The 26,998-nt window shown below is 71.2% G+C and carries 31 protein-coding genes; 18 read left to right on the top strand and 13 right to left on the bottom strand.

The annotated features are described in order from the left end of the window. Nucleotides 1-2 precede the first annotated feature (2 nt). Complete coding sequence (moaA, locus tag ACZ597_RS11635) at nt 3-992, top strand: GTP 3',8-cyclase MoaA (RefSeq protein ID WP_471328037.1); 990 nt, start codon at nt 3-5, stop codon at nt 990-992. 40 nt (nt 993-1,032) lie between these two features. On the opposite strand, the gene ACZ597_RS11630 is transcribed toward moaA, so the two are convergent. Beyond that, on the bottom strand, nt 1,033-1,269 hold the full coding sequence (locus ACZ597_RS11630; RefSeq protein WP_007263363.1) for a hypothetical protein: 237 nt from the start codon (nt 1,267-1,269) through the stop codon (nt 1,033-1,035). A gap of 138 nt (nt 1,270-1,407) precedes the next feature. Further along, nucleotides 1,408-1,740, bottom strand: coding sequence for a DUF3099 domain-containing protein (locus ACZ597_RS11625; RefSeq protein WP_362467568.1), 333 nt, complete (start codon nt 1,738-1,740; stop codon nt 1,408-1,410). 179 nt (nt 1,741-1,919) lie between these two features. On the opposite strand from ACZ597_RS11625, the gene ACZ597_RS11620 reads away from it, so the two are divergent. Next, entirely contained in the window at nt 1,920-2,198 is a 279-nt protein-coding gene (locus ACZ597_RS11620) for a GlsB/YeaQ/YmgE family stress response membrane protein (RefSeq protein ID WP_471328035.1), read from the top strand. A 69-nt stretch (nt 2,199-2,267) separates the two neighbouring features. On the opposite strand, the gene tyrS is transcribed toward ACZ597_RS11620, so the two are convergent. Genes tyrS through ACZ597_RS11605 form a run of 3 tightly spaced genes read right to left on the bottom strand, consistent with a single transcriptional unit; the run spans nt 2,268 to nt 6,545 of the window. Then, nucleotides 2,268-3,536, bottom strand: coding sequence for a tyrosine--tRNA ligase (gene tyrS / locus ACZ597_RS11615; RefSeq protein ID WP_471328034.1), 1,269 nt, complete (start codon nt 3,534-3,536; stop codon nt 2,268-2,270). A gap of 52 nt (nt 3,537-3,588) precedes the next feature. Next, entirely contained in the window at nt 3,589-4,983 is a 1,395-nt protein-coding gene (locus tag ACZ597_RS11610) for a metallopeptidase TldD-related protein (RefSeq protein ID WP_471328033.1), read from the bottom strand. Next, nucleotides 4,983-6,545, bottom strand: a complete 1,563-nt coding sequence (locus ACZ597_RS11605) for a TldD/PmbA family protein (protein ID WP_471328031.1) — start codon at nt 6,543-6,545, stop codon at nt 4,983-4,985. The genes ACZ597_RS11610 and ACZ597_RS11605 overlap by 1 nt, the downstream gene beginning before the upstream one ends. A 145-nt stretch (nt 6,546-6,690) precedes the next feature. Between ACZ597_RS11605 and fabG the strand changes: the two genes are divergently transcribed. The 3 genes from fabG (at nt 6,691) to ACZ597_RS11590 (ending at nt 8,867) form a co-directional block, all read left to right on the top strand. Then, nucleotides 6,691-7,410: a 3-oxoacyl-[acyl-carrier-protein] reductase gene (gene fabG, locus ACZ597_RS11600; protein ID WP_125819328.1), complete on the top strand. Its 720-nt coding sequence runs from the start codon at nt 6,691-6,693 to the stop codon at nt 7,408-7,410. A 5-nt stretch (nt 7,411-7,415) separates the two neighbouring features. After that, nucleotides 7,416-8,186: an enoyl-ACP reductase FabI gene (gene fabI, locus ACZ597_RS11595; RefSeq protein WP_471328029.1), complete on the top strand. Its 771-nt coding sequence runs from the start codon at nt 7,416-7,418 to the stop codon at nt 8,184-8,186. Between the two features lie 237 nt (nt 8,187-8,423). After that, nucleotides 8,424-8,867, top strand: coding sequence for a hypothetical protein (locus ACZ597_RS11590; RefSeq protein WP_471328027.1), 444 nt, complete (start codon nt 8,424-8,426; stop codon nt 8,865-8,867). A 17-nt stretch (nt 8,868-8,884) separates the two neighbouring features. Here ACZ597_RS11590 and ACZ597_RS11585 read toward each other — a convergent pair whose 3' ends face one another. Then, the gene (locus ACZ597_RS11585; protein WP_471328025.1) at nt 8,885-9,562 is read right to left on the bottom strand and encodes a FadR/GntR family transcriptional regulator; all 678 of its coding nucleotides are present in this window, start codon (nt 9,560-9,562) and stop codon (nt 8,885-8,887) included. A 105-nt stretch (nt 9,563-9,667) separates the two neighbouring features. Between ACZ597_RS11585 and ACZ597_RS11580 the strand changes: the two genes are divergently transcribed. The 4 genes from ACZ597_RS11580 (at nt 9,668) to ACZ597_RS11565 (ending at nt 12,055) form a co-directional block, all read left to right on the top strand. After that, complete coding sequence (locus ACZ597_RS11580; RefSeq protein WP_471328023.1) at nt 9,668-10,957, top strand: CynX/NimT family MFS transporter; 1,290 nt, start codon at nt 9,668-9,670, stop codon at nt 10,955-10,957. A gap of 5 nt (nt 10,958-10,962) precedes the next feature. Beyond that, nucleotides 10,963-11,082, top strand: coding sequence for an SGM_5486 family transporter-associated protein (locus ACZ597_RS11575; protein ID WP_260618654.1), 120 nt, complete (start codon nt 10,963-10,965; stop codon nt 11,080-11,082). Between the two features lie 159 nt (nt 11,083-11,241). Then, nucleotides 11,242-11,445 (top strand): hypothetical protein, encoded by a 204-nt coding sequence (locus ACZ597_RS11570; RefSeq protein ID WP_471328021.1) that lies wholly within the window; start codon nt 11,242-11,244, stop codon nt 11,443-11,445. A gap of 88 nt (nt 11,446-11,533) precedes the next feature. Further along, nucleotides 11,534-12,055 carry a SixA phosphatase family protein gene (locus ACZ597_RS11565; RefSeq protein WP_471328019.1) on the top strand — a complete coding sequence of 174 codons (522 nt, stop codon included), beginning with the start codon at nt 11,534-11,536 and terminating at the stop codon, nt 12,053-12,055. Between the two features lie 59 nt (nt 12,056-12,114). Here ACZ597_RS11565 and serB read toward each other — a convergent pair whose 3' ends face one another. After that, nucleotides 12,115-13,314, bottom strand: a complete 1,200-nt coding sequence (gene serB / locus ACZ597_RS11560; RefSeq protein WP_471328017.1) for a phosphoserine phosphatase SerB — start codon at nt 13,312-13,314, stop codon at nt 12,115-12,117. A 382-nt stretch (nt 13,315-13,696) separates the two neighbouring features. Here serB and ACZ597_RS11555 point away from each other — a divergent pair, with 382 nt between their 5' ends. Then, complete coding sequence (locus tag ACZ597_RS11555; RefSeq protein ID WP_471328015.1) at nt 13,697-16,201, top strand: ABC transporter ATP-binding protein/permease; 2,505 nt, start codon at nt 13,697-13,699, stop codon at nt 16,199-16,201. A gap of 96 nt (nt 16,202-16,297) precedes the next feature. Here ACZ597_RS11555 and ACZ597_RS11550 read toward each other — a convergent pair whose 3' ends face one another. Continuing rightward, nucleotides 16,298-16,936: a transglycosylase SLT domain-containing protein gene (locus ACZ597_RS11550; RefSeq protein ID WP_471328013.1), complete on the bottom strand. Its 639-nt coding sequence runs from the start codon at nt 16,934-16,936 to the stop codon at nt 16,298-16,300. A gap of 485 nt (nt 16,937-17,421) precedes the next feature. On the opposite strand from ACZ597_RS11550, the gene ACZ597_RS11545 reads away from it, so the two are divergent. From ACZ597_RS11545 to ACZ597_RS11535, 3 genes are all read left to right on the top strand, one after another. Further along, a complete protein-coding gene (locus ACZ597_RS11545) occupies nt 17,422-18,558 on the top strand; it encodes a GAF domain-containing sensor histidine kinase (protein ID WP_471328011.1) in 1,137 nt (378 codons plus the stop codon). Then, nucleotides 18,551-19,210, top strand: coding sequence for a response regulator (locus tag ACZ597_RS11540; protein ID WP_471328009.1), 660 nt, complete (start codon nt 18,551-18,553; stop codon nt 19,208-19,210). The genes ACZ597_RS11545 and ACZ597_RS11540 overlap by 8 nt, the downstream gene beginning before the upstream one ends. A gap of 127 nt (nt 19,211-19,337) precedes the next feature. Then, the gene (locus tag ACZ597_RS11535) at nt 19,338-19,583 is read left to right on the top strand and encodes a chaplin (RefSeq protein WP_319732101.1); all 246 of its coding nucleotides are present in this window, start codon (nt 19,338-19,340) and stop codon (nt 19,581-19,583) included. 89 nt (nt 19,584-19,672) lie between these two features. On the opposite strand, the gene ACZ597_RS11530 is transcribed toward ACZ597_RS11535, so the two are convergent. Then, on the bottom strand, nt 19,673-20,452 hold the full coding sequence (locus tag ACZ597_RS11530) for a hypothetical protein (RefSeq protein WP_471328007.1): 780 nt from the start codon (nt 20,450-20,452) through the stop codon (nt 19,673-19,675). A gap of 135 nt (nt 20,453-20,587) precedes the next feature. Here ACZ597_RS11530 and ACZ597_RS11525 point away from each other — a divergent pair, with 135 nt between their 5' ends. The 4 genes from ACZ597_RS11525 (at nt 20,588) to ACZ597_RS11510 (ending at nt 23,820) form a co-directional block, all read left to right on the top strand. Continuing rightward, nucleotides 20,588-21,388, top strand: coding sequence for an ABC transporter ATP-binding protein (locus ACZ597_RS11525; RefSeq protein ID WP_471328005.1), 801 nt, complete (start codon nt 20,588-20,590; stop codon nt 21,386-21,388). Between the two features lie 77 nt (nt 21,389-21,465). Then, the gene (locus ACZ597_RS11520; protein ID WP_007263342.1) at nt 21,466-21,894 is read left to right on the top strand and encodes an NfeD family protein; all 429 of its coding nucleotides are present in this window, start codon (nt 21,466-21,468) and stop codon (nt 21,892-21,894) included. An 84-nt stretch (nt 21,895-21,978) separates the two neighbouring features. Continuing rightward, the gene (locus ACZ597_RS11515; RefSeq protein WP_471328003.1) at nt 21,979-22,953 is read left to right on the top strand and encodes an SPFH domain-containing protein; all 975 of its coding nucleotides are present in this window, start codon (nt 21,979-21,981) and stop codon (nt 22,951-22,953) included. Nucleotides 22,954-23,049: 96 nt separating this feature from the next. Next, nucleotides 23,050-23,820 carry a sulfite exporter TauE/SafE family protein gene (locus ACZ597_RS11510; protein ID WP_471328856.1) on the top strand — a complete coding sequence of 257 codons (771 nt, stop codon included), beginning with the start codon at nt 23,050-23,052 and terminating at the stop codon, nt 23,818-23,820. 48 nt (nt 23,821-23,868) lie between these two features. Here ACZ597_RS11510 and ACZ597_RS11505 read toward each other — a convergent pair whose 3' ends face one another. From ACZ597_RS11505 to ACZ597_RS11495, 3 genes are all read right to left on the bottom strand, one after another. Continuing rightward, nucleotides 23,869-24,372: an HNH endonuclease gene (locus tag ACZ597_RS11505; RefSeq protein ID WP_471328002.1), complete on the bottom strand. Its 504-nt coding sequence runs from the start codon at nt 24,370-24,372 to the stop codon at nt 23,869-23,871. 149 nt (nt 24,373-24,521) lie between these two features. Beyond that, the gene (locus ACZ597_RS11500; RefSeq protein WP_471328000.1) at nt 24,522-25,058 is read right to left on the bottom strand and encodes a YbhB/YbcL family Raf kinase inhibitor-like protein; all 537 of its coding nucleotides are present in this window, start codon (nt 25,056-25,058) and stop codon (nt 24,522-24,524) included. 40 nt (nt 25,059-25,098) lie between these two features. Further along, complete coding sequence (locus ACZ597_RS11495; RefSeq protein ID WP_471327998.1) at nt 25,099-25,881, bottom strand: sporulation protein; 783 nt, start codon at nt 25,879-25,881, stop codon at nt 25,099-25,101. A 102-nt stretch (nt 25,882-25,983) separates the two neighbouring features. On the opposite strand from ACZ597_RS11495, the gene ACZ597_RS11490 reads away from it, so the two are divergent. Next, nucleotides 25,984-26,625 (top strand): DNA-3-methyladenine glycosylase, encoded by a 642-nt coding sequence (locus ACZ597_RS11490; RefSeq protein ID WP_471327996.1) that lies wholly within the window; start codon nt 25,984-25,986, stop codon nt 26,623-26,625. A gap of 149 nt (nt 26,626-26,774) precedes the next feature. Here ACZ597_RS11490 and ACZ597_RS11485 read toward each other — a convergent pair. After that, on the bottom strand, nt 26,775-26,998 hold a 224-nt coding region (locus ACZ597_RS11485; RefSeq protein WP_471327994.1), incomplete at its 5' end, for a hypothetical protein.

The following is a 26,998-nucleotide window of genomic DNA, read 5'->3' as shown; positions in this document are numbered from 1 at the left end:
CAGTGCTTCTCGACACGTACGGCCGCGTGGCCACTGACCTGCGCGTCTCACTCACCGACCGGTGCAACCTGCGGTGTACCTATTGCATGCCCGAGGAGGGCCTCCAGTGGCTGGGGAAGTCCGATCTGCTGAGTGACGAAGAGATCGTCCGGCTGATCCGCATCGCCGTCACCAGCCTCGGCATCACCGAGGTCCGCTTCACCGGCGGCGAGCCGCTGCTGCGGCCCGGCCTCGTCGGCATCGTGGAGCAGTGCGCGGCCCTGGAGCCCCGCCCCAAGATGTCGCTGACCACCAACGGCATCGGACTCAAGCGCACCGCCCAGGCCCTCAAGGCCGCCGGCCTGGACAGGGTGAACGTTTCCCTGGACACCCTGCGCCCCGAGGTCTTCAAGACCCTCACCCGCCGCGACCGCCACCACGACGTCATCGACGGCATGGCCGCCGCCCGCGAGGCCGGCCTGACCCCGGTCAAGGTCAACGCCGTCCTGATGCCCGGGCTGAACGACGACGAGGCCCCCGACCTGCTCGCCTGGGCCGTGGAGAACGAGTACGAGCTCCGCTTCATCGAGCAGATGCCCCTGGACGCCCAGCACGGCTGGAAGCGCGAGGGCATGATCACCGCCGGAGACATCCTGGCCTCCCTGCGCACCCGCTTCACCCTCACCGAGGAAGGCGCCGAGGAGCGCGGCTCGGCACCGGCCGAGCGCTGGCTGGTCGACGGCGGCCCGGCCACCGTCGGGGTCATCGCCTCCGTCACCCGCCCCTTCTGCGGCGCGTGCGACCGTACCAGGCTCACGGCCGACGGCCAGGTCCGTACCTGCCTGTTCGCCACCGAGGAGTCGGACCTGCGCTCCGCACTGCGCTCGGGCGCCCCGGACGAGGAGATCGCCCGCCTGTGGAAGGTGGCGATGTGGGGCAAGAAGGCCGGGTCCGGACTCGACGACCCGTCCTTCCTGCAGCCCGACCGCCCCATGTCGGCGATCGGCGGCTGACGCCCCGGGCCGCGTCCCGGCCTGAGCCGGAAGGCGCGGCCTACGGGCGCTCGCGCTCGGATCCCTCGGGCTGGACCCACTCGTCCAGCTTCACGACGTCCTTGAGGAAACCGCGGACCCCCAGGAACTGGGAGAGGTGTTCGCGGTGTTCCGCGCACGCCAGCCAGGTCTTGCGCCGCTCCGGCGTGTGCAGTTTCGGGTTGTTCCACGCCAGGACCCAGACGGCCGCGTCGCGGCAGCCCTTGGCGGAGCAGGTGGGGGTTTCGGGAGAAGTCACGGCCCCAACCCTACAAACGGAAGGGCGACGCCGGGCAGCCACGGGGGGAGCTGCCCGGCGTCGGTCCGTCGCTCCGACGGGGGATGCGGAGCGCGTAGGCAGTATGTCACGCACGACCCCGTGGGGTGCACCGGAACTTCATGATTGATCTGAGCTTTTATTGAGGTTTCCCGAGTCCAGTGCCGGGCGCACAGGGGCGGGGATGAAGTTCGAGGGCAGATTGGGCGTCGACTCGCGCCCCGCGTTGGCGATGACCACGGCGATGTACGGCAGCAGCAGGCCGGCGGCCAGCGTCACCATGGCCACATGGCGCTCCACGTTCCACAGGACCACCGTGGCGACCACCGACAGGGTGCGGATCCCCATCGAGATGACGTACCGGCGCTGGCGCCCCCGTACGTCCTCGGCGAGGCCCATCCGGGCTCCCGTGATCCGGAAGACCTCGGGTCCGTTCCGCTTCGTCCGCTGCATGCTCCACCGCCCGATCCGCCCGCCGGACGCTCCCCGGTCCGGACCACTCCACGGTACGCCGCGCGTGCCCGGGGGAGGAGGGCGGGTGTCCCCCGAACGGGAGTGTCCGAAATGCGTAGTAGGCCGGATAGGTCGAAACTGGGCCCACATGCGCACAACGCGCCACGAGGAGGCTCGACATGCAATGGTTGTGGGCGATCATCGTCGGTTTCGTGCTGGGCCTCATAGCCCGCGCCATCCTGCCGGGCAAGCAGCACCAGCCCCTGTGGCTGACCACCCTCTTCGGCATCGTCGGCGCCATCCTCGGAAACGCCGTCGCGCGCTGGGTCGGCGTCGAGGACACCCGGGGCGTCGACTGGCTCCGGCACCTGTTCCAGCTGGTCGGAGCCGTGGTCATCGTCGGCCTCGGCGACATGGTCTACATGGCCCTGCGGGGCGGCAGACGCCACACGGTCTGACGCGGGCACGGCGAAGGGGCCGACGCGGACGAGAGTCCGCGCCGGCCCCTTCGCCGTGCTCCGTGCGCGTCAGGCGCCGGTGACCTCCACCGCGGCGAGGTTCTTCTTGCCGCGGCGCAGCACCAGCCAGCGCCCGTGCAGCAGGTCCTCCGGTGCGGGGACCGCGTCCTCGGCGGTGATCTTCACGTTGTTCACGTAGGCACCGCCCTCCTTCACGGTCCGGCGGCCCGCGGACTTGCTCGCGACCAGGCCGGTCTCCGCGAACAGGTCCACGACCTGCGCCAGCTCGGCGACGCGGGCGTGCGGCAGCTCGGAGAGGGCCGCGGCCAGCGTGGCCTCGTCCAGCTCCGCCAGCTCGCCCTGGCCGAACAGCGCCTTCGAGGCGGCGATCACGGCGGCGCACTGGTCCGCGCCGTGCACCAGCGTGGTCAGCTCCTCCGCCAGCGCCCGCTGGGCGGCCCGCATCTGCGGACGCTCCGCGGTCTGCGCCTCCAGCGCCTCCAGCTCCTCACGGGACCTGAAGGACAGGATCCGCATGTAGGTGGAGATGTCCCGGTCGTCCACGTTCAGCCAGAACTGGTAGAACGCGTACGGGGTGGTCATCTCCGGGTCCAGCCAGACGGCCCCGCTCTCGGACTTGCCGAACTTGGTGCCGTCCGCCTTGACCATCAGCGGGGTCGCCATCGCGTGCACGTGCGCCGTCGGCTCGACCCGGTGGATCAGGTCGAGGCCCGCCGTCAGGTTGCCCCACTGGTCGGAGCCGCCCTGCTGGAGGGTGCAGCCGTAGCGGCGGTACAGCTCCAGGAAGTCCATGCCCTGGAGCAGCTGGTAGCTGAACTCCGTGTAGCTGATGCCCTGTTCGGAGTCCAGCCGCTTGGCGACCGAGTCCTTCGTGAGCATCTTGTTGACGCGGAAGTGCTTGCCGATGTCCCGCAGGAACTCGATGGCGGACAGGCCCGCCGTCCAGTCCAGGTTGTTCACCATGACCGCCGCGTTCTCGCCCTCGAAGGACAGGAACGGCTCGATCTGCGTGCGCAGCCGGTTCACCCAGTTCGCGACCGTCTCCGGGTCGTTCAGGGTGCGCTCCGCCGTCGGACGCGGGTCACCGATCTGACCGGTGGCCCCGCCGACCAGCGCCAGCGGCCGGTGGCCGGCCTGCTGGAGCCGGCGCACGGTGAGCACCTGCACCAGGTGTCCCACGTGCAGCGAGGCCGCGGTCGGGTCGAAGCCGCAATAGAACGTGACGGGACCGTCCGCGAAGGCCTTGCGCAGCGCTTCTTCGTCCGTGGACTGGGCGAACAGCCCGCGCCACTTCAGTTCGTCGACGATGTCCGTCACGGTCTCTCGACTCCTTACGAATTGTGGAAATGCCGAGCTCAGTCTAGGTGGATCAGACGCCCTTGCTGACCGAACTCATGTTGAAGTCCGGGATGCGGACAGGAGGCATCGCGGCCCGGGTGAACCAGTCGCCCCACTCGCGCGGAAGGGTCTTCTCGGTACGCCCCGCCTCGGAGGCCCGCGACAGCAGGTCCACCGGCGACTCGTTGAACCGGAAGTTGTTCACCTCGCCCGTGACCTGCCCGTTCTCCACCAGGTACACCCCGTCCCGGGTCAGGCCCGTGAGCAGCAGCGTGGCCGGGTCGACCTCGCGGATGTACCAGAGGCAGGTCAGCAGCAGACCCCGCTCGGTGCCCGCCACCATCTCGTCCAGGGACTTCTCGCCGCCCCCGTCCAGGATCAGGTTCCCGAACGCCGGGGACAGCGGCAGCCCGGTCAGCGCGGCGCTGTGCCGGGTCGTGGTCAGCCGGGCCAGCTCGCCCTCCTTGATCCACTCCGTCGCCGGGACGGGCAGCCCGTTGTCGAAGACCGACGCGTCGTCGCCCGAGCTGTGCGCGATCACGAACGGCGCGGACTCCAGGCCCGGCGCGTTCGGGTCGCTGCGCAGGGTCAGCGGCAGCCGCGACAGCCGCTCCCCGATCCGGGTGCCGCCGCCGGGCTTGGAGAAGACCGTCCGGCCCTCCGCCGCGTCCCGGGCCGCGGCCGACCACATCTGGTAGATCAGCAGGTCGGCCACCGCGGTCGGCGGCAGCAGGGTCTCGTACCGGCCGGCCGGCAGTTCGACCTTCCGCTCGGCCCAGCCCAGGCGCACGGCCAGCTCCGCGTCCAGAGCCGTCGGGTCCACGTCCTTGAAGTCCCGGGTGGCCCGGCCGGCCCAGGCGGAGCGCAGCCGGTCGGGTGACTTGGCGTTGAGCTCCAGGGTGCCGTTCGGCTGGTCGTGGCGCAGCCGCAGCCCGGTCGAGGTGCCGACGTAGGTGGAGGTCAGCTCGTGGTTGGCGAAGCCGTACAGCTCGCGGCCGCCCGCCCGGGCCCGGGCGAAGGCCTCGCCGAGGGCCGGGGCGAAGTCCGCGAACACGGCCGAGGAGGTCTCGTCCGGGGCGTCGGTGAAGTCCGGGGAGGCCGGGGTGCCGGTCACCAGCGGCTGGGCGTCCTCGGCGGGACCGCCCGCCCGCGCGGCCGCCTCGGCGGCCCGTACCAGCGGCTCCAGGTCGGCGGCGGTGACGGCGGAGCGCGAGACGACCCCCGAGGCCGTGCCCTCCTTGCCGCCGACGGTGGCGATGACCGTCAGGGTCCGGCCGCGGGTCACCCCGTTGGTGGTGAGCGCGTTGCCGGCCCAGCGCAGGTTGGCGCTGGACTCCTCGTCCGCGATGACGACGCAGCCGTCGGCGGTGGACAGCTCCAGGGCCCGCTCGACGATCTCGTGGGGCTTCGTGCGGTTCGGCGACATCAGCGTCCGGCCTCCTGGGTGGTGTTCAAGATGTTCACGTCGCGGAACAGGGCGGACGGGCAGCCGTGCGAGACCGCCGCGACCTGGCCCGGCTGGGCCTTGCCGCAGTTGAAGGCGCCGCCCAGGACGTAGGTCTGCGGGCCGCCGACCTTCTCCATGGAGCCCCAGAAGTCGGTGGTCGTGGCCTGGTACGCGACGTCGCGCAGCTGCCCGGCCAGCTTGCCGTTCTCGATCCGGAAGAAGCGCTGCCCGGTGAACTGGAAGTTGTAGCGCTGCATGTCGATCGACCACGAGCGGTCGCCGACCACGTAGATCCCGCGCTCCACCCCGCCGATCAGGTCCTCCGTGGAGAGCCCGCCCGGATCCGGCCGGAGCGAGACGTTCGCCATGCGCTGCACGGGCACGTGCCCGGGGGAGTCGGCGTAGGCGCAGCCGTTGGAGCGGCCGAGGCCGGTCAGCTTCGCGATCCGCCGGTCGGTCTGGTAGCCGGTCAGGGTGCCGTCCTTGACCAGGTCCCAGCTCTGCGCCTCGACGCCCTCGTCGTCGTAGCCGATGGTGGCCAGACCGTGCTCGGCGGTGCGGTCACCGGTCACGTTCATGATCGGGGAGCCGTACTTGAGCTTGCCCAGCTGGTCGAAGGTGGCGAAGGAGGTCCCCGCGTACGCGGCCTCGTAGCCCAGCGCCCGGTCGAGCTCGGTGGCGTGGCCGATGGACTCGTGGATGGTGAGCCACAGGTTGGACGGGTCCACGACCAGGTCGTAGCGCCCGGCCTCCACGCTGGGGGCCCGCATCTTCTCGGCGAGGAGCGCCGGGATCTGCTCCAGCTCGGCGTTCCAGTCCCAGCCGGTGCCGGTCAGGTACTCCCAGCCGCGTCCGGCGGGCGGGGCGATCGTGCGCATGGAGTCGAACTCGCCGGTGGTCCCGTTGACGGCGACCGCGGTGATCTGCGGGTGGACGCGCACCCGCTGCTGGGTGGTCGTGGTGCCCGAGGTGTCGGCGTAGAACTTGTTCTCGTGGACGGCGAGCAGCGAGGCGTCCACGTGCGCGACGCCCTCGGCCGCCAGCAGCCGCGCGCTCCAGTCGGCGAGCAGCGCCGACTTCTCGGCGTCCGGCACCTCGAAGGGGTTGACGTCGTAGGCGGAGATCCAGGTCTTGTCGGCGTGCACCGGCTCCTCGGCCAGCTCCACCCTCTCGTCCGAGCCGGCGGCCTTGATCACCTGGGCGGACAGCTTCGCCATGGCCACGGCCTGCGAGGCCACCTTGGCGGCGGCGTCCATGGTCAGGTCGACCCCGGAGGCGAAGCCCCAGCTGCCGCCGTGCACCACCCGGACCGCGTAGCCGAGGTCGGTCGTGTCGGAGCCGCCGGAGGGCTTGGCGTCGCGCAGCCGCCAAGAGGCGCTGCGGATCCGCTCCAGCCGGAAGTCGGCATGGTCGGCGCCCAGCGCGCGCGCCCGGGCGAGTGCCGCGTCGGCGAGCGCCCGCAGGGGCAGCGCGGTGAAAGCCGCGTCGATGGAATGGGCCACGGAAGTCCTCCCGGGGTCGGGGCCGGTCGCCCCGATCATGTCGCGACCGGGGCGGCTGTGCCTACATCTTTCTGTAGGGACTCGACAGAGCGGGTCGCGAGGCCCTGTCGGAGCCCGATTCTCCGGATTACCGGCACGGCCTATAGATTTTTGCCAATCAGACCGCTAGCGAAAGGGTGATCCGTTGAGCCGCTCGGTTCTCGTCACCGGAGGAAACCGGGGCATCGGCCTCGCCATCGCCCGAGCCTTCGCAGAGGCCGGCGACAAGGTCGCCATCACGTACCGTTCGGGTGAGCCCCCGCAGGAGCTCACCTCGCTCGGTGTGCTGGCGGTGCGCTGCGACATCACCGACTCCGAGCAGGTGGAGCAGGCCTACAAGGAGATCGAGGAGAAGCACGGCAACGTCGAGGTGCTGGTCGCCAACGCCGGCATCACCAAGGACACGCTGCTGATGCGGATGTCGGAGGAGGACTTCGCGTCCGTCGTCGACACCAACCTCACCGGGACCTTCCGCGTGGTCAAGCGCGCGAACCGCGGCATGCTCCGCGCCAAGAAGGGCCGCGTCGTCCTGATCTCCTCGGTCGTGGGCCTGCTGGGCTCGGCCGGCCAGGCCAACTACGCCGCCTCCAAGGCCGCGCTGGTGGGCTTCGCCCGCTCCCTCGCGCGCGAGCTGGGCTCCCGCAACATCACCTTCAACGTGGTCGCCCCCGGCTTCGTGGACACCGACATGACGAAGGTGCTCACCGACGAGCAGCGTGCGGGCATCGTGGCGAACGTGCCGCTCGCCCGCTACGCGCAGCCCGAGGAGATCGCGGCAGCCGTCAGCTTCCTGGCGTCCGACGACGCCGCGTACATCACCGGAGCCGTCATTCCCGTTGACGGCGGATTGGGCATGGGTCACTGATCACCATGAGCGGAATTCTCGAGGGCAAGCGCATCCTCATCACGGGTGTGCTGATGGAGTCCTCCATCGCTTTCCACACCGCCAGGCTGGCCCAGGAGCAGGGCGCCGAGGTCATCCTCACCGCGTGGCCGCGCCCGTCGCTGACCGAGCGCATCGCCAAGAAGCTGCCCAAGCCGGTCAAGGTGATCGAGCTCGACGTCACCAACGACGAGCACCTCGCCCGCCTGGAGGGCCTCGTCCGCGACGAGCTCGGCGGCCTCGACGGCGTCGTGCACTCCATCGGCTTCGCCCCGCAGGACGCCCTCGGCGGCAACTTCCTGAACACCCCGTTCGAGTCGGTCGCCACCGCCATGCACGTCTCGGCGTTCTCGCTGAAGTCGCTGACCATGGCCTGCAAGCCGCTCTTCCCGGCGGAGGGTGCGGCCATCGTCGGCCTCACCTTCGACGCGCAGTTCGCCTGGCCGCAGTACGACTGGATGGGCCCGGCCAAGGCCGCCCTGGAGGCCACCAGCCGCTACCTGGCCCGCGACCTGGGCAAGGAGAACATCCGCTGCAACCTGGTCTCGGCCGGCCCGCTCGGCTCGATGGCCGCCAAGTCCATCCCGGGCTTCTCCGACCTGGCCGACACCTGGAACCACCGCTCCATGCTGGAGTGGGACATGAGCGACCCGGAGCCCACGGGCCGCGGTGTCGTCGCGCTGCTGTCGGACTGGTTCCCGAAGACCACCGGCGAGATCGTCCACGTGGACGGCGGCCTGCACGCGATGGGTGCCTGATCCCAGGAGCTCCCCCGCACGAGCGGCGATGGCCGCGCCTTCCTCCCGGAAGGCGCGGCCATCGCCGTTCCCGCGTGCCGCAGCGGTGGGTGAGGGGGCCTCAGGGGGTGTCGTGCAGACCCGTTCGATCGGATTTCCGAGCCCGGGGTGGATCTTCCCGAGTCGAAAACCGGGACAGATGCCTGCAAAATGACCACGTCGGGATCTTCCCGGTGGGTTCGGGGAGGAGGTACGGGCGTGGGCGCGAGGCCGAACCGAGCGGTATCACTGCTGGTCACCTCCGTGTTCCTGACCGGCCTCCTGGGCCCCGGAGCCCTCGCCCAGCCCGGCGTGCGCGAACCCGCGCCCGGCCCCGAAGCGGCCGGCCGGGCCGTCGTGGACCTCGACGACATCCCCGCCGAGCCACCCGTACGGCCCGCGCGGCCGCCCACCCGGGAACTCTTCGGCGCCGATTGCGACACCGAGATCACCGGCTCCACGGTGGTCGCGTCCTGCCACAACGCCTACCCCGAGACCGACCTGCTCCGCCTCCACGTCGAGTGCGAGCGCTGGTGGGACGTCGACGGGGACGGCGCCCTCGTCCCCCTGCACCCGGCCGGCCGCACCCGGCTCACCGGCCGCTGCTGGAAGGAGGTCCGCACCGCCTGGGTGAGCCACCAGCGCACCCCAGAAGGCCCCTAGGGCCCCTGTCCGGCGGATCAGGCCGGGGTTCTGCCCAGGCAGACGAAGGGGTAGCCCGCCGCCTCCGCCGCCGCGGTGTCCGCGTCCCCGCGCCGGATCGCCTCGATCAGCCGGGCGTGGTCCAGGTGGTCAGCCGGGTTCAGCTCGGTGCCGACGTCCGTCCGGAGCCAGTCCGCGACCAGGTCGCCGAGGTCCGCGTACAGCTCGATCAGCACGTCGTTGTGCGAGGCCGCCACCACCGCCATGTGCAGGCCCACGTCCGCCGCCACGAACAGCTCCGCGTCCCCGCTCGCCCACGCCTCCTCGCGCCGGGCCAGCAGGGCGTCCAGCTGTACGAGGTCCCGCCCGGTCCGCCGCTCCGCCGCCAGCCGGGCCGCCGAGGACTCCAGCGTCGAGCGCAGCTCCGCGATGTGCCGGGGGTCGGCCCCCGCGAAGCGCCGGTGCATCACCCCGGCCAGCTCGCTGGTGGCGAGCACGTACGTACCCGAACCCTGGCGGATGTCCAGGAGCCCGTTGTGCGCGAGGGCCCGGACCGCCTCCCGCACGGTGTTGCGGGCGACGCCCAGCAGCTCCACCAGCTCGGGCTCGGTGGGGATCCGGCTCCCGACCGGCCACTCGCCGGACGTGATCTGGTTCCTCAGCTGGGCGATCACCTGGTCGACGAGCGCGGATCGCCGGGGCGAGGTCAGCGGCATGGCGGGTGGGGTCCCCTCGGGGTCGGCTGGAGCGGGGCGGGACTGAGGCGTGCAGGACGGTTCACGACTGGACAACCAATCATCCCATGATTCTATGATGGCTGGATGCACGACGAAGACATTCAGACCATGGACCGCCCGAAGGTCGCGAGCGGCGGCTCCGCCGCCCTGCCCGCGCCCGCCCCCGCCGACGCCGCCCCCAAGTGGCTGGGCCCGGTACTGGTCGTCGGAATCGTGCTCGCCGCCCTCAACTTGCGGCCCGCCATCACCAGCCTCGGAGCCCTCTTCGAGGAAGCCCGCACCGGCCTCCACATGAGCGGCGCCGTAGCCGGGCTCATCACCTCGGTCCCCGCCCTCTGCTTCGCCGTCTTCGGCGTCACCGCCCCCCGGCTCTCCCGCCGCTTCGGCCCGGCCGCCGTCGTCTGCGCCGGCATGGCCGCCGTCGCCGCGGGCCTGCTCATCCGCCCCTTCACGGACAACGCCGCCGGCTTCCTCGCCGCCAGCGCCCTGTCCCTGGCCGGCATAGCCCTGACCAACGTGCTGCTCCCGGTGATCGTCAAGCGGTACTTCCCGGACCGCGTCGGCACCATGACCGGCCTCTACTCCATGGCCCTGGCCGCCGGCACCTCCCTCGCCGCCGCCGCGACCGTCCCGCTGACCAGCGCCCTCGGCGGCAGCTGGCGCACCGGCCTGCTGATCTGGGCCGTCCTCGCCGTGGCCGCCGTACTGCCCTGGCTGCCCATCGCCGCCGCCGGCCGCCGCGAGAAGGCCGCCGCCCCCGCCGCCGCGACCGGGGCCACCGGCCCCTCCGTGGTCCGCAGCCGCACCGCCTGGGCCCTGGCCTCCTACTTCGGCCTCCAGGCCACAGGCGCCTACGTCACCATGGGCTGGCTCCCGCAGATCTTCCGCGACGCGGGCGTCTCCGCCTCCACCGCCGGAGTCCTGCTCGCCGTCACCATGGTCATGGGCGTCCCCCTCGCCTTCGTCATCCCCGGCCTCGCCGGACGGATGCGCAACCAGGGCCCCATCGCCGCCGTCCTCGGCCTCTTCGGCCTGGCCGGCTACCTCGGGCTCTACCTCGCCCCCGCCGCCGGAGCATGGGCCTGGGCCCTGCTGCTCGGCATCTCCAACTGCGCCTTCCCCCTCGTCATCACGATGATCGGGCTGCGCGCCAAGTCCCCGGCCGGGGTCGTCAAGCTCTCCGCCTTCGCCCAGAGCACCGGCTACCTCATCTCCATCCCCGGCCCCCTGGTCATCGGCACCCTCTACCAGCACAGCGGCGGCTGGGACCTGCCCCTGGCCCTGATGGCGGGCCTCCTCGTCCCCCAGATCGCCCTCGGCGTCCTCGCCGGCCGGGACCGCACGATCGAGGACGAATGCGGCATGGGAGACTGAACGGCATGTCGCCCGTACTCGAACCCAACCCCCAGAACGGCCACAAGAAGCTCGGCCTCGTGCTCGGCGCGATGCTGCTCGTGACCGTGGTCATCGCCGTCATCGCGACCATCGCCTCCCCCTGACACCAGGGGCCCCAGGGGATGGTGGGGTTATCCCCACCATCCCCTAGGGGGCCAGGTTCAGGGTTGCCTGGGGTGCGTCCCGGATGGGAACCGCTCCTTCGGATCCATAGATTCGAAGGAGAGCGAGCCCGTCCCACCGGCACACACACGGAGGCGGCCATGTCGGCCCCCGCACACCTTCCCGGCCCCCGCCGCACCACCGCCCCCGACACCAGGCTGCACTGGTGGACGCTGGCCCTGCCCGCGCTCGCCTTCGGCCTCCTCCTGCTCCTCCTCGCCGGCTCAGGCCAGGCGCACGCCGCCACCGGAGAGGGATCCGCGCTGGTCCAGGTCACCCACCAGCTGCTGCGCGCCGTCGGCTGACCCGCGTGCGCCGGGCACGCCCCACGGTGGAGGGGCAGGCCCCCAACACCCTGCGCCCGGTGGCTCGTTTCGTGCGAAGCTGGGGGCCATGAGCGCCGACACACCCCGCAGGATCGCCCTCCTCCGGCACGCCAAGGCCGACTGGCCGCAGGTGTCCGACCACGACCGCCCGCTGGCGGAACGCGGCCGCAAGGACGCGCCCGCCGTCGGACTGAAGCTGGCCGAGACCGGCATCACCTTCGACCTGGCCCTCTGCTCCACCGCCGCCCGCACCCGGGAGACCTGGAAGCTCGCCGTCCAGGAACTCCCGTCCCGGCCGAAGACCTCGTACGAGGACCGGATCTACGAGGCGTCGCCCGGCGAGCTCATCGCCCTGCTGAACGAGACCCCCGACGAGGTGTCCGACCTCGTCGTCATCGGCCACAACCCCGGCATGCACGCCCTCGCGGACGTCCTCTCCGGACGCGCCGAGGGCGACACCCTGGCCCGGATGACCCGTACGGGCTTCCCGACCGCCGCGCTGGCCATCGTCTCCTTCACCGGCTCGTGGAAGTCCCTCGAACCCGGCGCGTGCACCCTGCTGGACTACTGGACGCCCAAGGAGCACTGAGCCCGCGACGACGCGCGCCCGGCCGGAAGGATCCGGCCGGGCGCGCGGTGCGTACGGGGTCAGGCCAGGTCGGCCGCTTCCACTTCCTCGCGGGTGATGCCGAGCAGGTACAGCACGGCGTCCAGGAAGGGGACGTTCACGGCGGTGTGCGCGGCCTCGCGGACCACCGGCTTGGCGTTGAAGGCGACCCCCAGCCCGGCCGCGTTCAGCATGTCCAGGTCGTTGGCCCCGTCACCGATCGCCACCGTCTGCGACAGCGGCACCCCGGCCTCCTCGGCGAAGCGGCGCAGCAGCCGGGCCTTGCCCGCCCGGTCCACGATCTCCCCGGTGACCTTGCCGGTCAGCTTCCCGTCGACGATCTCCAGGGTGTTCGCCGAGGCGAAGTCCAGCCCCAGCCGCTCCCGCAGGTCGTCCGTGACCTGCGTGAACCCGCCCGAGACCACGCCCACCTGGTAGCCCAGCGTCTTCAGCGTCCGGATCAGGGTCCGCGCGCCCGGCGTCAGCCGCACCTCGGAGCGGACCTTGTCCACCACCGAAGCGTCCAGCCCCGCCAGCAGCGCCACGCGGGCGTGCAGCGACTGCTCGAAGTCCAGCTCCCCGCGCATGGCCCGCTCGGTCACCTCGGCGACCTCCGCCTCGCATCCGGCGTGCGCGGCGAAGAGCTCGATGACCTCGTCCTGGATCAGGGTCGAGTCCACGTCCATGACCACCAGCCGCTGCGCCCGGCGGTGCAGCCCGGCCGAGACCACGGCCACGTCCACGCCGATCTGCGCGGCGGTGGTGGCCAGAGCGGTGCGCAGCGGCTCGGTCTCGACGCCGGAGACGGCGAACTCGACCGCCGTCACCGGGTACTTGGCGAGCCGGAAGATACGGTCGATGTTGCCGCCGGCCGCGGTGATCCGGGCGGCGATGGTGGCGGTGGACTCGGCGGTGAGCGGGTGCCCGAGGACGGTGACGTGGGAGCGGCCGCTGCCGCGCGGCCGGTTGTCACCGGTGCCGGAGAGGATCTCCGCCTGCAGCTTGAGCGACTCGGCCCAGCTGTGCACGGTGGCCCGCAGCTCGCCCTCGGAGCCGGCGGCGGGCTTGGTGACGAGGACGCACAGGACGATGCGGCCGCGGGTGACGACCTGCTCGATGTCGACGACATCGACGGAGTAGGCGGCGAGGGTGTCGAACAGCCCGGCGGTGATCCCGGGACGGTCCTTGCCGAAGATCTTGACGAGGAGGGTGGGGACGTCGGAGGTCTGCGAAGCGCTCATGGTGCCCACACCGTATCTTCCCGCCCCCCTGAGCCGGACCCCCGTCCCATTCTTCAGACGCGCCGCGCGCGGGGCGGCGCCGGGAGGACGGCGGAAGGGCGGGTGGGGAGAACCGGCCCCGCGCGGCGGCGCACCACCCGCGTGGAGGAGGAACGGGGTGAAGGGCGTGAAGAAGGCGAGGAGGCGAGAAGTCCCGTATCGCACTCTCCGGGTGCCTTTCGACCCCGTCGACACCCGCACACGGCCCCCGCGGAAGGCCCCGATTCCACATGTGGCCCCAGGCCTGAAATAGTTCCACCGGATGTTCGCCATCCCTAGACTCCCTGACGTCGTTCTCCCTGGACGCCAGGGGGATTCTCGGGGGACCTTAAGTGGGGCTGGAGTGCCGGAACTCGTACTGGAATTGAACGGAAGGACCTGGACGCTCGATCCGTCCAGGTCGTACTCGCTGGGGCGCGATCCCCAGGGAGACATGGTGATCGATGACGCCAGGGTGTCGTGGCGGCACGCCACCATCAGCTGGAACGGCCGGGGTTGGGCCATCGAGGACCACGGCAGCACCAACGGCACCTACGTGCACGGCGCGCGGGTCCAGCAGACGGAGCTCGTACCGGGCACCCCGGTCCACCTGGGCAACGCCACCGACGGCCCGCGGCTGAATCCGAGCGCCGCGGCGCAGGCGCAGCAGCCGGCCTACCAGGCCCCCGCCGCGCAGGCACAGGCGCAGCAGCAGGCGTACCAGGCCCCGCCCCAGCAGCAGCCGCAGTCGCAGCAGCCCGCGTGGGACCAGCGGCAGCCGTACGTGCCGCAGCAGCAGGGCGGCGGCGTCGGCGGGGGCATTCCCGCGCAGCAGGCCGCCGCGGCCCCCGGGTACGGCAGCGACCACCGCAGCCCGACGACGTTCCACCAGATCGCCGTCGGCCGCGTCATGCGCATCGGCCGCGCCCTGGAGAACGAGCTCGTCGTCTCCGACCTCCAGGTCTCGCGCCACCACGCGGAGTTCCGCTCCACCGGCGGCCGCTTCGAGATCCACGACCTCGGCAGCCACAACGGCACCTACGTCAACGGTCAGCCGCTGCCCAAGTCCGGCACCGCCCTGCTCGGCCCGAACGACATCGTCGGCGTCGGCCACTCGACGTTCAAGATCGTCGGCGACCGGCTCGAGGAGTTCGTCGACACCGGTGACGTCTCCTTCTCGGCCCGCCACCTCACCGTCACCGTCGACGGCGGCAAGCAGATCCTCAAGGACGTCACCTTCGGCGTCCCGGAGAAGTCGCTCATCGGCGTCATCGGCCCCTCCGGCTCCGGCAAGTCGACGCTCCTGAAGGCGCTCACCGGCTACCGGCCCGCCGACCAGGGTGACGTCCTCTACGACAACCGCAACCTGTACAAGCAGTTCGCGGAGCTCCGCCAGCGCATCGGCCTGGTCCCGCAGGACGACATCCTGCACAAGGAGCTGAAGGTCTCGACCGCCCTGAAGTACGCGGCCAAGCTCCGCTTCCCGGGCGACACCGCCGAGTCCGAGCGCTCCGCCCGCATCGACGAGGTGCTGCGCGAGCTCAAGCTCGACATCCACAAGGACAAGAAGATCACCTCGCTCTCGGGTGGTCAGCGCAAGCGCGTGTCCGTGGCCCTGGAGCTGCTCACCAAGCCGTCGCTGATCTTCCTGGACGAGCCGACCTCCGGCCTCGACCCGGGCATGGACCGCGATGTCATGCAGCTGCTGCGCGGCCTCGCCGACGACGGCCGCACGGTCCTGGTCGTCACCCACTCCGTGGCCGAGCTGGGGCTGTGCGACAAGCTGCTCGTCATGGCCCCGGGCGGGTCCGTCGCCTACTTCGGCCCGCCGGACGAGGCGCTGAACTTCTTCGGCTACACCACCTGGGCCGACGTGTTCTCCGCCTTCGAGAACTACCGCGACTACGACTGGGCCGGCCGCTGGAAGGGCTCGCAGCACTACCAGCTGTACGCCGCCGACCTCGACGCGGTCGCCCCGCAGCAGGTCGCCATGGCGCCGCAGCAGATGATCCCGCCGAAGCCGCAGGGCTGGGGATCGCAGCTGTGGACGCTGATGCGCCGCTACGTCTCGGTGATCGCCTCCGACGTGGGCTTCCTCGCCCTGATGGTGCTGATGCCCGCGGTCCTGGGCGTCGTCTCCATCGTGATCCCCGCGAAGTTCGGCCTCGCCCCGCCGACCCCGCCGTCGCGCTTCAACGGCGACGCGGGAACGATCATGCTGATCCTCGCGGTCGGCATGTGTTTCTCGGGCGCGGCCAACTCGGTCCGTGAGCTGATCAAGGAACGCGTCATCTACGAGCGTGAGCGCGCGACCGGCCTGTCCCGGTCCGCTTACCTCATGTCGAAGGTGATCGTCCTCGGCGCGATCACCGCGCTCCAGGGCGTGATCATCTGCGCGATCGCGTTCACCCCGCGCAAGCTGCCCGCCGAGGGCCTGTTCATGAATCCGGCCGTCGAGCTGTGCATCGCGGTCACCTCGCTCGGCTTCACCGCGATGATGTTCGGCCTCGTGATCTCCTCGCTGGTGAAGACCGCCGAGAAGACCATGCCGCTGCTCGTCATGTTCGCCATCGTCCAGGTCGTCTTCACCGGCATCCTGTTCCAGCTGTACGACAAGATCGGCCTGGAGCAGTTCGCCTATCTGATGCCGTCCCGCTGGGCCATCGGCGCCGCCGGCACCACGCTGAACCTGGGCAAGCTCATGGCGCCGTGGGACCCGCAGAACCCCACCAACACCGACCCGCTGTGGGACCACACCGCCGGCCAGTGGTTCATGGACGTCTTCGTCCTGCTGGCGCTCGGCGTGATCTGCGGCTTCGCCGTGGCGCGCCTGCTGCGCCGCCACGAGCCCGAGGTCATGCGCAAGTAGCGGGCGGGTCCGGCAGGACCGCGCACGCGTGAAACGCCTCAGGGCGGCACCCGGGACTCCGGGGGCCGCCCTGAGGCGCATGGGGGCGTGCGGTGCCTAGTAGGCGCTGTTCACGTTGTCCATCGAGCCGTAGCGGTCGGCGGCGTAGTTGCACGCGGCGACGATGTTCGCGACCGGGTCGTACTGGTCGAACTTGGTGCCCTTGACGTGGTACGTCTTGAAGGTCGGGGCGATCACCTGGAGCAGGCCCTTGGACGGGATGCCGTTCTGCGCGTTGATGTCCCAGTTGTTGATCGCGCGGGGGTTGCCGCTCGACTCGCGCATGATGTTGCGGTGGATGCCGGCGTAGGTGCCGGGAATGCCCTCGCGCTTCATGATGAAGAGGGCTTCCTTGATCCAGCCGTCGAGGTTGTTCGCGAAGACCGGCGTGCGGGCCGCGGAACGGCTGGCGGCTTCCTTGGTCTCGCGGTCCTTCTTCGCCTGCGCCTCGGCCTGGGCCTTCGCGGCGTCCTTGGCCTTCTGGTCGGCGACGACCTGCTGGGCGCCGACGTGCTTCTGCACGGACTGGGTCCAGGCGACCGGGGCGGCCTCGAACGTCTGAGCCTGAGCGGTCTCGGCACCGGCGGGGACGAGGGAGAAGGCGAGGGCGGCGGCACCGAGGGTGGCGACACCGGCGATCGACAGCTTGTGCGCCTTCGTCAGACGACTGTGACCGGGAGTGCTGGAAGCAGACATGCGGGGCAACCTCTTCGAATAGCGGGGGCCGCAGGAAAGCGCCGCTCGGATCCGGGATCCGCGGCGCTGTGCGACGGCAGCCATTCTTAGCGGCGGCAAAATCGCCTGGCAAAGGTGTGACGTACGATCCCGGTTAGTGGATCACGGCCCCGGACCGAAGCGGCATTTCCGCTCCAGCCGCTAGGCGCAGCAGCACTGACGGCGTCCTTATGCGTCCACTACGCGGCTTCGTAAGTGATGTGCGTCCTATGCCGGGGCTCACACGGGGTCCCCGCCGCTCTCACCCAGAGTTGCGGCCGCAATTCAATGCGTGAGCGAACTCCGCCTTCCGGACCAGCCGACCGCCCCCGGACCTCCTCCCCAAGGCAGAGGGCCCGCACCGGCACCCCTCCCCAGGTCGTACGCCCCTGGGGCTCGGGACCTACGCCCGAGACCTACGCCCAAGGCCCGATACCGCAGGTCAGGGCCGCCGGTACGGTGACCCCATGCACCACGGACCCGCTACGGGAGGACTGGCGGCCGTCAGCACCGCGCTGCTCGCCATGAGCCGCCGGCTGGAGGTCCACGACGTCCTGCGCACGATCGTCGCCTCCGCCCGCGAACTGCTGGACGCCGAGTACGCCGCCCTCGGCGTCCCGGACGACCACGGGGGCTTCGCCCAGTTCGTCGTGGACGGCGTCAGCGACGAGCAGTGGCGCCGCATCGGCCCGCTGCCCCGCCAGCACGGCATCCTCGCCGCGATGCTCCACGAGGAGACCCCCGAGCGGCTGGCCGACGTACGGAAGGACCCGCGCTTCGGGGGCTGGCCCGCCGCCCACCCCGAGATGTCCGGCTTCCTCGGCCTCCCCATCAGGAACGGCGAGGAGACCCTCGGCGCCCTCTTCCTGGCCAACAAGAACGGCCCGGACGGGTTCACCGACGAGGACGAGGCGCTCCTCTCCCTCCTCGCCCAGCACGCGGCCATAGCCCTCACCAACGCCCGCCTCTACGAGCGCAGCCGCGAGCTGACCATCGCCGAGGAGCGCTCCCGGCTCGCCCACGAGCTGCACGACGCCGTCAGCCAGAAGCTGTTCTCCCTGCGCCTGACCGCCCAGGCGGCCGCCGCCCTCGTGGACCGCGACCCGGCCCGCGCCAAGGGAGAGCTCCAGCAGGTCGCCGTGCTCGCCGCCGAGGCCGCCGACGAGCTCCGCGCCGCCGTGACCGAGCTGCGGCCCGCCGCCCTGGACGAGGACGGCCTCGTCCACACCCTGCGCGACCACGTCCGCGTACTGGACCGCGCCCACAGCGCCCGCGTCACCTTCACCTGTGACGGCGTACGGGCCCTGCCCGCCGCCCAGGAGGAGGCCCTGCTGCGGGTCGCCCAGGAGGCCCTGCACAACGCCCTGCGGCACTCCGGCGCGGATCGCGTCGAGGTCACCCTCGCCCGCACCCCCGGCGGCGGCGCCGTCCTGCGCGTGCGGGACTGGGGGCGGGGCTTCTCCCCTTCCACCGTCCGCAACGCCGGCCGGCACCTGGGGCTCGTCTCCATGCGGGACCGCGCCAGTGGCGCCGGAGGCCGGCTGGAGGTCCGCTCGGAGCCCGGTGAGGGCACCACGATCGAGATGGAGGTCCCCGGTGGCTGACACCCCCGGCCGCGGCCGGATCCGCGTCCTGCTCGTCGACGACCACCAGGTGGTCCGGCGCGGCCTGCGCACCTTCCTGGAGGTCCAGGAGGACATCGAGGTGGTCGGGGAGGCCGCCGACGGGGCGGAGGGCACCGCCCGCGCCGAGGAGCTGCGGCCCGACGTGATCCTCATGGACGTCAAGATGCCCGGCACCGACGGCATCGAGGCCCTGAGGCGGCTGCGGGACCTGGAGAACCCGGCCCGGGTCCTGATCGTCACCAGTTTCACGGAACAGCGGACCGTGGTCCCCGCGCTGCGGGCCGGCGCCGCCGGATACCTCCACAAGGACATCGACCCCGACGCCCTGGCCGGAGCCATCCGCTCCGTGCACGCGGGACACGTACTGCTGCAGCCGGAGGTCGCCGAGGCCCTGCTGGCGGCCCAGGACGACCAGAGCGGCCCCGGTGGCCGGCCGGGGGCGCTGACCGACCGCGAGCGCGAGGTCCTGGGCCTGATCGCCGACGGCCGCTCGAACCGGGAGATCGCCAGGGCGCTCGTCCTGTCCGAGAAGACGGTCAAGACGCACGTCTCGAACATCCTGATGAAACTGGACCTCTCCGACCGAACCCAGGCCGCGCTGTGGGCCGTCAGGCACGGCCTCGCGGAGTAATGGGCTGAGCTGAGATTCATACGGTCGGGTGTATGTCGCCCACATGGCGTATCCCGGCCGGGGGGCGGCCGTTCTCCATGGCGTGCCGCGACGGCTGGTCGCGGCAGACGTACTGGAGGACGAGAACGTGAAGAACTTCAAGAAGGCCGCAGCCGTCACCATGATCGCGGGCGGCCTCGTCGCCGCCGGCGCCGGTGTCTCCTCGGCGCACGGCGGTGCGTCCGCGGAGGGCGAGGCCCTGAACTCGCCCGGCGTGGCCTCCGGGAACCTGCTCCAGGTCCCCGTGCACGTCCCCGTGAACGTGGTCGGCAACACCGTCAACGTGATCGGCCTGCTCAACGGCGCCTTCGGCAACACCGGCGTCAACGCCTGACCCCGGCACCGCCCCGCGGCCCCGCCTTCCCCCCTTCTCCCCGGGAAAGCGGGGCCGCGGCCGTGCGGCCCCGCCCAACCGCCGGAGGGCTACCGCCCGGCCTCCTCCACCGCCGCGTTGTACGCCGCCACCAGAGCCCGCCGCGCCACCCGCTCCACCGGCCGCAGCGCCTCCGCCCGCGCCGCCATCTCCGAGGCCGCCACCGCGCCCCCGTGCCCGCGCTGGTACGCCAGCGACACCATCAGGTCCACCCGCTGCGCCAGCGCCAGCACCCGCACAGCCCGCGCCGGGTACCCGGGCGCCAGTACGTCCCGCCCCGCCTCCGCCCGCGCCCGGTACGCCGACAGCGCCGCCTCCGCCACGGGCCCAGACCCCGCCACGTCCAGCCGGGTCAGCACCACCGTCGCCTCGCGCAGCGCCTCGGCCAGCTCCCGCTCCGCCTCGCCCAGCGACGGCACGTCCGCCGGCGGGGCCTCCCGTACCGGCAGGCAGTGCCACACCACCGAGACGTGCACGTCGCCCGCCGGGCCCGCCTCCGTGACCTCCGGCACCAGCCCCAGCGCGGCCCCCGCGCACACCACCGCCTCCTCGGCCTCCAGCGCCCGCGCGTTGAACTCCGGCGGTCCGCTCAGCCCCAGCGGATGCCCGGCCACCGGCAGCGCCACCCGGAGCCCGGTCACCCCCAGCGCCCGCAGCCGCCCCAGCGCCAGCGTGAGCCCCACCGGCCCCGCCTCGCCCGGCAGCCCGGCGACCCGGTGCACGGCGTCCTCGCCCACGATCGACAGCGCCGCCTCGTCGGGCGAGACCAGACCGGCCAGCAGAGCGTTCCCCCAGGCGGCCAGCCGCCCTGAACGTGGTTCGAAAAGCATCCCCCCACTCTACGGATCGGCCCCCCGACCCGGCCTGGCGCCCGGAGCCCGCTCCGAGTGGCGTAGGTTTTCCCCTGGGGCCGCGCCTACAGGCGCGCACAGAGAACCGTGACTGCAAGGGGTGACAACACGCTCATGAGCGATGTTCTGGAGCTGGTGGACGTATCCGTGGTCCGCGAGGGCCGGGCTCTGGTGGACCAGGTCTCCTGGTCGGTGAAGGAGGGGGAGCGCTGGGTCATCCTCGGCCCCAACGGCGCCGGCAAGACCACGCTGCTGAACCTCGCCTCCAGCTACCTCTTCCCCACCAAGGGCAGCGCCACCATCCTCGGCAGCACCCTCGGCAAGCCCGGCAGCGACGTCTTCGAGCTGCGCCCGCGCATCGGCGTCGCCGGCATCGCGCTCGCCGACAAGCTCCCGAAGCGGCAGACCGTCCTGCAGACCGTGCTCACCGCCGCCTACGGCATGACCGCGACCTGGCAGGAGGAGTACGAGGAGATCGACGAGCAGCGCGCCCGCGCGTTCCTCGACCGCCTCGGGATGACCGAGTACCTCGACCGCAAGTTCGGCACCCTCTCCGAGGGCGAGCGCAAGCGCACCCTGATCGCCCGCGCCCTGATGACCGACCCCGAGCTGCTCCTCCTGGACGAGCCCGCCGCCGGCCTCGACCTCGGCGGCCGCGAGGACCTCGTCCGCCGCCTCGGCCGCCTGGCCCGCGACCCCCTGGCCCCGTCCATGGTCATGGTCACGCACCACGTCGAGGAGATCGCCCCGGGCTTCACGCACGTCCTGATGATCCGGCAGGGCAAGGTCGTCACCGCCGGTCCCATCGACCTGGAGCTGACCTCCCGGAACCTGTCCCTCTGCTTCGGCCTCCCGCTGATCGTCGAGCGCAACGAGCACGACCGCTGGACCGCCCAGGGCCTGCCCCTGCGCTAGGCCCCGAGCCGAGCCCGGCGCCAGGCACCGCCGTTCGCGCCCTGTCCGGCCGCGCCCGCCCGACCTACCATGACCATGTGGACATCGACGCATGGGTGTGGTGGCTCATCGGCGCGGTCGGACTGGGCATCCCCCTCGTCCTGACCGCCCTCCCGGAGTTCGGCATGTTCGCCGTCGGCGCGGTCGCCGCGGCCGTCACCGCGGCCGTCGGCGGGGGAGTGGTCGCCCAGGTCCTCGTCTTCGTGATCGTGTCGGTCGCGCTGATCGCCGTCGTACGGCCGATCGCCAACCGCCACCGCGACCAGCGGCCCCAACACCGCAGCGGCATCGAGGCGTTGAAGGGCAGATCCGCCGTCGTCCTCGAACGGGTCGACGGCAGCGGCGGCCGCATCAAGCTGGCCGGCGAGATCTGGTCCGCCCGCACCCTCGACTCGGACACCAGTTTCGAACCCGGCCAGTCCGTCGACGTCGTCGACATCGACGGGGCGACCGCGGTCGTCATGTGACAAGCAGCCCACCCGCGGCCCCGGGGTCTGCGAGACTCCGATCAACGGGGCAGCACAGACAGCCGGAAGGGCACGGGGAACCGCATGCAACCGATCATCATCGTCCTGATCATCCTGGTGGTACTGGTCTTCATCGCCCTGGTCAAGACGATCCAGGTGATCCCGCAGGCCAGCGCCGCCATCGTCGAGCGGTTCGGCCGCTACACCCGCACCCTCAACGCGGGCCTCAACATCGTCGTCCCGTTCATCGACTCCATCCGCAACCGGATCGACCTGCGCGAACAGGTCGTCCCCTTCCCGCCCCAGCCGGTGATCACCCAGGACAACCTGGTCGTCAACATCGACACCGTCATCTACTACCAGGTGACCGACGCCCGCGCCGCCACGTACGAAGTGGCCAGCTACATCCAGGCCATCGAGCAGCTCACCGTCACCACCCTGCGCAACATCATCGGCGGCATGGACCTGGAGCGGACCCTCACCTCCCGCGAGGAGATCAACGCCGCCCTGCGCGGGGTCCTCGACGAGGCCACAGGCAAGTGGGGCATCCGCGTCAACCGCGTCGAGCTGAAGGCCATCGAGCCGCCGACCTCCATCCAGGACTCGATGGAGAAGCAGATGCGCGCCGACCGCGACAAGCGCGCCGCGATCCTCCAGGCCGAGGGCGTCCGCCAGTCGGAGATCCTGCGCGCCGAGGGCGAGAAGCAGTCCTCCATCCTGCGCGCGGAAGGCGAGGCCAAGGCCGCCGCCCTGAAGGCCGAGGGCGAGGCCCAGGCCATCCGCACCGTATTCGAGTCCATCCACGCCGGCGACGCCGACCAGAAGCTCCTCGCCTACCAGTACCTCCAGATGCTGCCGAAGATCGCCGAGGGCGACGCCAACAAGCTCTGGATCGTGCCCAGCGAGATCGGGGACGCGCTCAAGGGCCTCTCGGGCGCCATGGGCAACTTCGGCCCCCTCGGTGGCGGTTCGGCCGGCTTCAACCCGCAGAACCCCGGCAAGGGCGCCCCCGCCCAGGACACCGGCGCCGAGCGGCGCGAGCAGCCCCCCATCGACTGACGCGGCCTCCCCTTCGTGCATGATCGGTGGGGCCCCTCGACCTTCACGGCGGGGAGGCGACCCACTCACGCAAAGGGGATGGCTCCGTCCATGTCCATGTCCATCTGGGAATCACTCGCGGTATTCGGCGCCGGAATCGGCGCCGGCACCATCAACACGATCGTCGGCTCCGGCACCCTGATCACCTTCCCGGTGCTCCTCGCCACCGGCCTGCCCCCGGTCACCGCCAACGTCTCCAACACCCTCGGCCTGGTGCCCGGTTCGATCAGCGGGGCCATCGGCTACCGCAAGGAACTCCAGGGCCAGCGCGCCCGCATCCTGCGGCTCGGCGCCGTCTCCCTCGTCGGCGGGCTCGCGGGCGCCGTCCTGCTCCTGACCCTGCCGTCGGACTCCTTCGACACGATCGTGCCCGTCCTCATCGGCCTGGCCCTCGTACTCGTCGTCCTCCAGCCCCGCCTCGCCGCTGCCCTGCGCCGCCGGCAGGAAGCCGCGGGACGCGACCCGGGCGGAGCGGACGGCGGGACGCCGCTGCTGGCGGGCATGCTGCTGTCCAGCGCGTACGGGGGCTACTTCGGCGCCGCGCAGGGCGTCCTCTACGTCGGCCTGATGGGGCTGCTGCTCCACGAGGACCTGCAACGGATCAACGCCGTCAAGAACGTGCTCGCCGCACTCGTCAACGGCGTCGCCGCCCTCTTCTTCCTCTTCGTCGCCGACTTCGACTGGACGGCCGTCCTCCTCATCGCTGTCGGCTCCACCATCGGCGGCCAGATCGGCGCCAAGGTCGGCCGTAAGCTCCCCCCGACCGCCCTGCGCGGAATCATCGTGGCGGTCGGGATCGCGGCCATCGTCCAACTGCTCCTCCGCTGAACGACGTAGGGGAAATACGCCGCCCAACGGGCCCGGGTCGGCGCCGGACTACGCGGTGCGCGCCAGCCAGTCGGGCAGCGCGTCCTCCCCGCCCACCCCCAGAGCGAGCAGCATCGCGTCCGCCGGAGAAGGCACGAAGGGCTTCCGCAGCAGCGGCATCCCCGCCTCCTCCGGCGTCCGCGCCGCTTTCCGGTGGTTGTCCTCGGCGCAGGAGGCCACCGTGTTCAGCCACGTGTCACCACCGCCCTGGGCCCTCGGCAGCACGTGGTCCACGGTCGTCGCGCGCTTCCCGCAGTACGCGCACCGGTGCTGGTCCCTGACCAGCACCCCCCGCCGTGACCAGGGAGCATGTCTTCGGAAGGGCACCCGTACGTACCGGCACAGCCGGATCACCCGCGGCATCGGGAGCTCCATGGTGGCCGCACGCACACGCAGCTCGGGATGCGACTGTTCGACGACGGCCTTGTCCTGGAGAACCAGCACGACCGCCCGGTTCAGCGTCACCGTCGACAGCGGCTCGAAGCTCGCGTTCAGTACCAGCGTGTCCCGCATCTCGCCCACCTCCCGTGTGCAGGCCCGCGACCACCATGGCGGCAAGGCCCGCAACCACTCTGGCCGCGCGCGCCACGCGGGACAACGCAATAAAAATGCCCGGTCCTGGCCTTCTTTAGACCAGGACCGGGCAAACACCGGAAGAACGATCAACGCGCCGCGGGCGACTCGTACTCACCGATCAGCTGGGCACGGCCGAGGGCGTGGAACCGGAGGTGGAAGCCGACCGACGCCGGCGAGGAGTCCTCGTCCGTCCCCAGCTCCTCCCGGTCCACCGCGTACACGGTGAACACGTACCGGTGCCGCTCCCCGCGCGGCGGAGCCGCCCCACCGAAGTCGCGCGTGCCGTAGTCGTTGCGCACGTGCACCGCACCCTCCGGCAGCCCCTCGAAGTCCCCGCTGCCCGCACCGGCCGGCAGCGAGGTCACCGACGCCGGGATGTCGAAGAGCACCCAGTGCCAGAACCCGCTGCCCGTCGGCGCGTCCGGATCGAAGCAGGTCACCGCGAAGCTCTTCGTCCCCTCGGGGAAGCCCTCCCAGCTCAGCTCCGGCGAGAGGTTCTTGCCCGTCAGGACCTGGGCCGCGTGCAGGTCGGCCCCCGGCGCGACGTCCACGCTGGTCACGGTGAAGGACTCCACCTCGGGGTGGAAGTCGTGCGGAAGGGGAGCCCTGTTCTGTTCGGCCACTGCTGTCCTCCTGGATCGGATGAGGGGTACGGGCCCGAGCCTAGAACCAGTTGCGCTGCGAACCGACCGAGGCGATCCACTGGTTCAGGTACGCCGCCCAGTCGGTCCCCTGGTACGACTGCAGACCGACCTGGAAGCAGCGGTAGGTGTCGCTGCCCTCGCTGAACAGCCCCGGCTTCTTGTCCATCTCCAGCACGACGTCCATCTCGTGCCCGTCCGAGACGAAGGTCAGCTCGACCTGGTTCAGCCCCCGGTACTGCGACGGCGGCAGGAACTCGATCTCCTGGTAGAACGGCAGCGTCTGCCGGGTCCCGCGGATGTGCCCGCGCTCCATGTCCGCGCTGCGGAAGGTGAAGCCCAGCTGCCGGAACGCGTCCAGGATCGCCTGCTGCGCCGGCACCGGGTGCACGTTGATCGGGTCGAGGTCGCCCGCGTCCACCGCCCGCGCGATCTCCAGCTCGGTGCTGACGCCGATGTTCATCCCGTGCAGGTGCTGGCCGCCGAAGTGGGTCACCGGCGTCTCCGCCGGGATCTCCAGCCCGAAGGGCACCACGTGCAGCGCACCGGGCTGCACCTTGAAGGCACCGCCGAGGCGCTGCTTGGTGAAGACGATGTCCTGCTTGTACTCGCCGTCGCCGCCCTCCACCTCCACCCGCGCCTGGAGCCCGACGGACAGCCCCTCGATCTGCTGCTCCACGGACCCGCCCTGGATCCGCACCTCGCCCTGGACGATCCCGCCCGGCACGACGTTCGGCTCGGTGATGACCGTGTCCACCGAGGCCCCGCCGGCACCGAGGCTCGCGAACAGCTTCCTGAAGCCCATCTCAATCTCCCCTTGCACAGACATACGGATCCACTGACCCCTTACCACTGCGGAACCCTAGGGCCCGGTTGCAGCGACGCGCGTTCCACTACGCTCGACCGGATGAGCGCGCGCCCCGACCGTACGCCCCTGTCCCGGTCCTTCTTCGACCGCCCGGTCCTCACCGTGGCCCCCGACCTGCTCGGCAGGATCCTGGTCCGCCGTACTCCGGACGGCCCCATGGAACTGCGCATCACGGAGGTGGAGGCGTACGAGGGCGAGGCCGACCCCGGCTCCCACGCCTACCGGGGCCGCACCGCGCGCAACGCGTCGATGTTCGGCCCGCCCGGACACGCGTACGTCTACTTCATCTACGGCATGTGGTTCAGTCTCAACCTCGTCTGCGGCCCGCCGGGCCACGCGAGCGGTGTGCTGCTGCGCGCGGGGGAGGTGACGGTGGGCGCCGAGCTGGCTGCCAAACGTCGGCTCTCGGCCAGAAACCCGCGTGAACTGGCCAAGGGTCCGGCCCGCCTGGCGACGGCGCTGGACGTGGACCGCTCCCTCGACGGCACGGACCTCTGCGGAGGTCCCGATTCCGCCCTGTCCCTCCTCACCGGCACCCCCACCCCGCCCGACCAGGTCGGAAACGGCCCCCGCACGGGCGTGGGCGGCGCGGGCGCCGCCCACCCCTACCGCTACTGGATCGCCGGCGACCCGACCGTCAGCCCGTACCGGGCCCACGCACCGCGCCGGCGCGCAACTTGACTCGATCTTGGGAGACGCCTAACGTAGCCCGAGCCGCTTGAACGGGGCACTGCCTTCAGCAGACCTCCGGAGCGGCCAAACCACTACCTACGACTTACCCCTGGCGGGGTCTTATTCGGCATGCCCGAATTCCCTGCCAACCGGCTCGATTATGAGTCGGCAGGGAAAAGCGTTAACGTAGTCACCACGCCGAAAGGGAAAGCGCGAAAGCGCAGGACCTCGAAAGCGCCGAGGAAATCGGACACGAAAGAGTCTGATAGAGTCGGAAACGCAAGAATGAAGAACGAAAGCCCGGAGGAAAGCCCGAGAGGGTGAGTACAAAGGAAGCGTCCGTTCCTTGAGAACTCAACAGCGTGCCAAAAATCAACGCCAG

The sequence above is a fragment of the Streptomyces sp. NPDC040718 genome (genome assembly GCF_055593565.1).
Note: the sequence above shows the minus strand (reverse complement) of the source record. Positions and strands in the feature narration are given on the sequence as shown.

Coding starts and splice junctions, on each gene's coding strand:
- ACZ597_RS11625 (WP_362467568.1), bottom strand. CDS start 1,740: ATGCAGCGGACGAAGCGGAACGGACCCGAGGTCTTCCGGATCACGGGA.
- ACZ597_RS11620 (WP_471328035.1), top strand. CDS start 1,920: ATGCAATGGTTGTGGGCGATCATCGTCGGTTTCGTGCTGGGCCTCATA.
- ACZ597_RS11610 (WP_471328033.1), bottom strand. CDS start 4,983: ATGTCGCCGAACCGCACGAAGCCCCACGAGATCGTCGAGCGGGCCCTG.
- ACZ597_RS11605 (WP_471328031.1), bottom strand. CDS start 6,545: ATGATCGGGGCGACCGGCCCCGACCCCGGGAGGACTTCCGTGGCCCAT.
- fabI (WP_471328029.1), top strand. CDS start 7,416: ATGAGCGGAATTCTCGAGGGCAAGCGCATCCTCATCACGGGTGTGCTG.
- ACZ597_RS11585 (WP_471328025.1), bottom strand. CDS start 9,562: ATGCCGCTGACCTCGCCCCGGCGATCCGCGCTCGTCGACCAGGTGATC.
- ACZ597_RS11580 (WP_471328023.1), top strand. CDS start 9,668: ATGCACGACGAAGACATTCAGACCATGGACCGCCCGAAGGTCGCGAGC.
- ACZ597_RS11575 (WP_260618654.1), top strand. CDS start 10,963: ATGTCGCCCGTACTCGAACCCAACCCCCAGAACGGCCACAAGAAGCTC.
- ACZ597_RS11570 (WP_471328021.1), top strand. CDS start 11,242: ATGTCGGCCCCCGCACACCTTCCCGGCCCCCGCCGCACCACCGCCCCC.
- ACZ597_RS11565 (WP_471328019.1), top strand. CDS start 11,534: ATGAGCGCCGACACACCCCGCAGGATCGCCCTCCTCCGGCACGCCAAG.
- serB (WP_471328017.1), bottom strand. CDS start 13,314: ATGAGCGCTTCGCAGACCTCCGACGTCCCCACCCTCCTCGTCAAGATC.
- ACZ597_RS11550 (WP_471328013.1), bottom strand. CDS start 16,936: ATGTCTGCTTCCAGCACTCCCGGTCACAGTCGTCTGACGAAGGCGCAC.
- ACZ597_RS11545 (WP_471328011.1), top strand. CDS start 17,422: ATGCACCACGGACCCGCTACGGGAGGACTGGCGGCCGTCAGCACCGCG.
- ACZ597_RS11530 (WP_471328007.1), bottom strand. CDS start 20,452: ATGCTTTTCGAACCACGTTCAGGGCGGCTGGCCGCCTGGGGGAACGCT.
- ACZ597_RS11525 (WP_471328005.1), top strand. CDS start 20,588: ATGAGCGATGTTCTGGAGCTGGTGGACGTATCCGTGGTCCGCGAGGGC.
- ACZ597_RS11515 (WP_471328003.1), top strand. CDS start 21,979: ATGCAACCGATCATCATCGTCCTGATCATCCTGGTGGTACTGGTCTTC.
- ACZ597_RS11510 (WP_471328856.1), top strand. CDS start 23,050: ATGTCCATCTGGGAATCACTCGCGGTATTCGGCGCCGGAATCGGCGCC.
- ACZ597_RS11505 (WP_471328002.1), bottom strand. CDS start 24,372: ATGCGGGACACGCTGGTACTGAACGCGAGCTTCGAGCCGCTGTCGACG.
- ACZ597_RS11495 (WP_471327998.1), bottom strand. CDS start 25,881: ATGGGCTTCAGGAAGCTGTTCGCGAGCCTCGGTGCCGGCGGGGCCTCG.
- ACZ597_RS11490 (WP_471327996.1), top strand. CDS start 25,984: ATGAGCGCGCGCCCCGACCGTACGCCCCTGTCCCGGTCCTTCTTCGAC.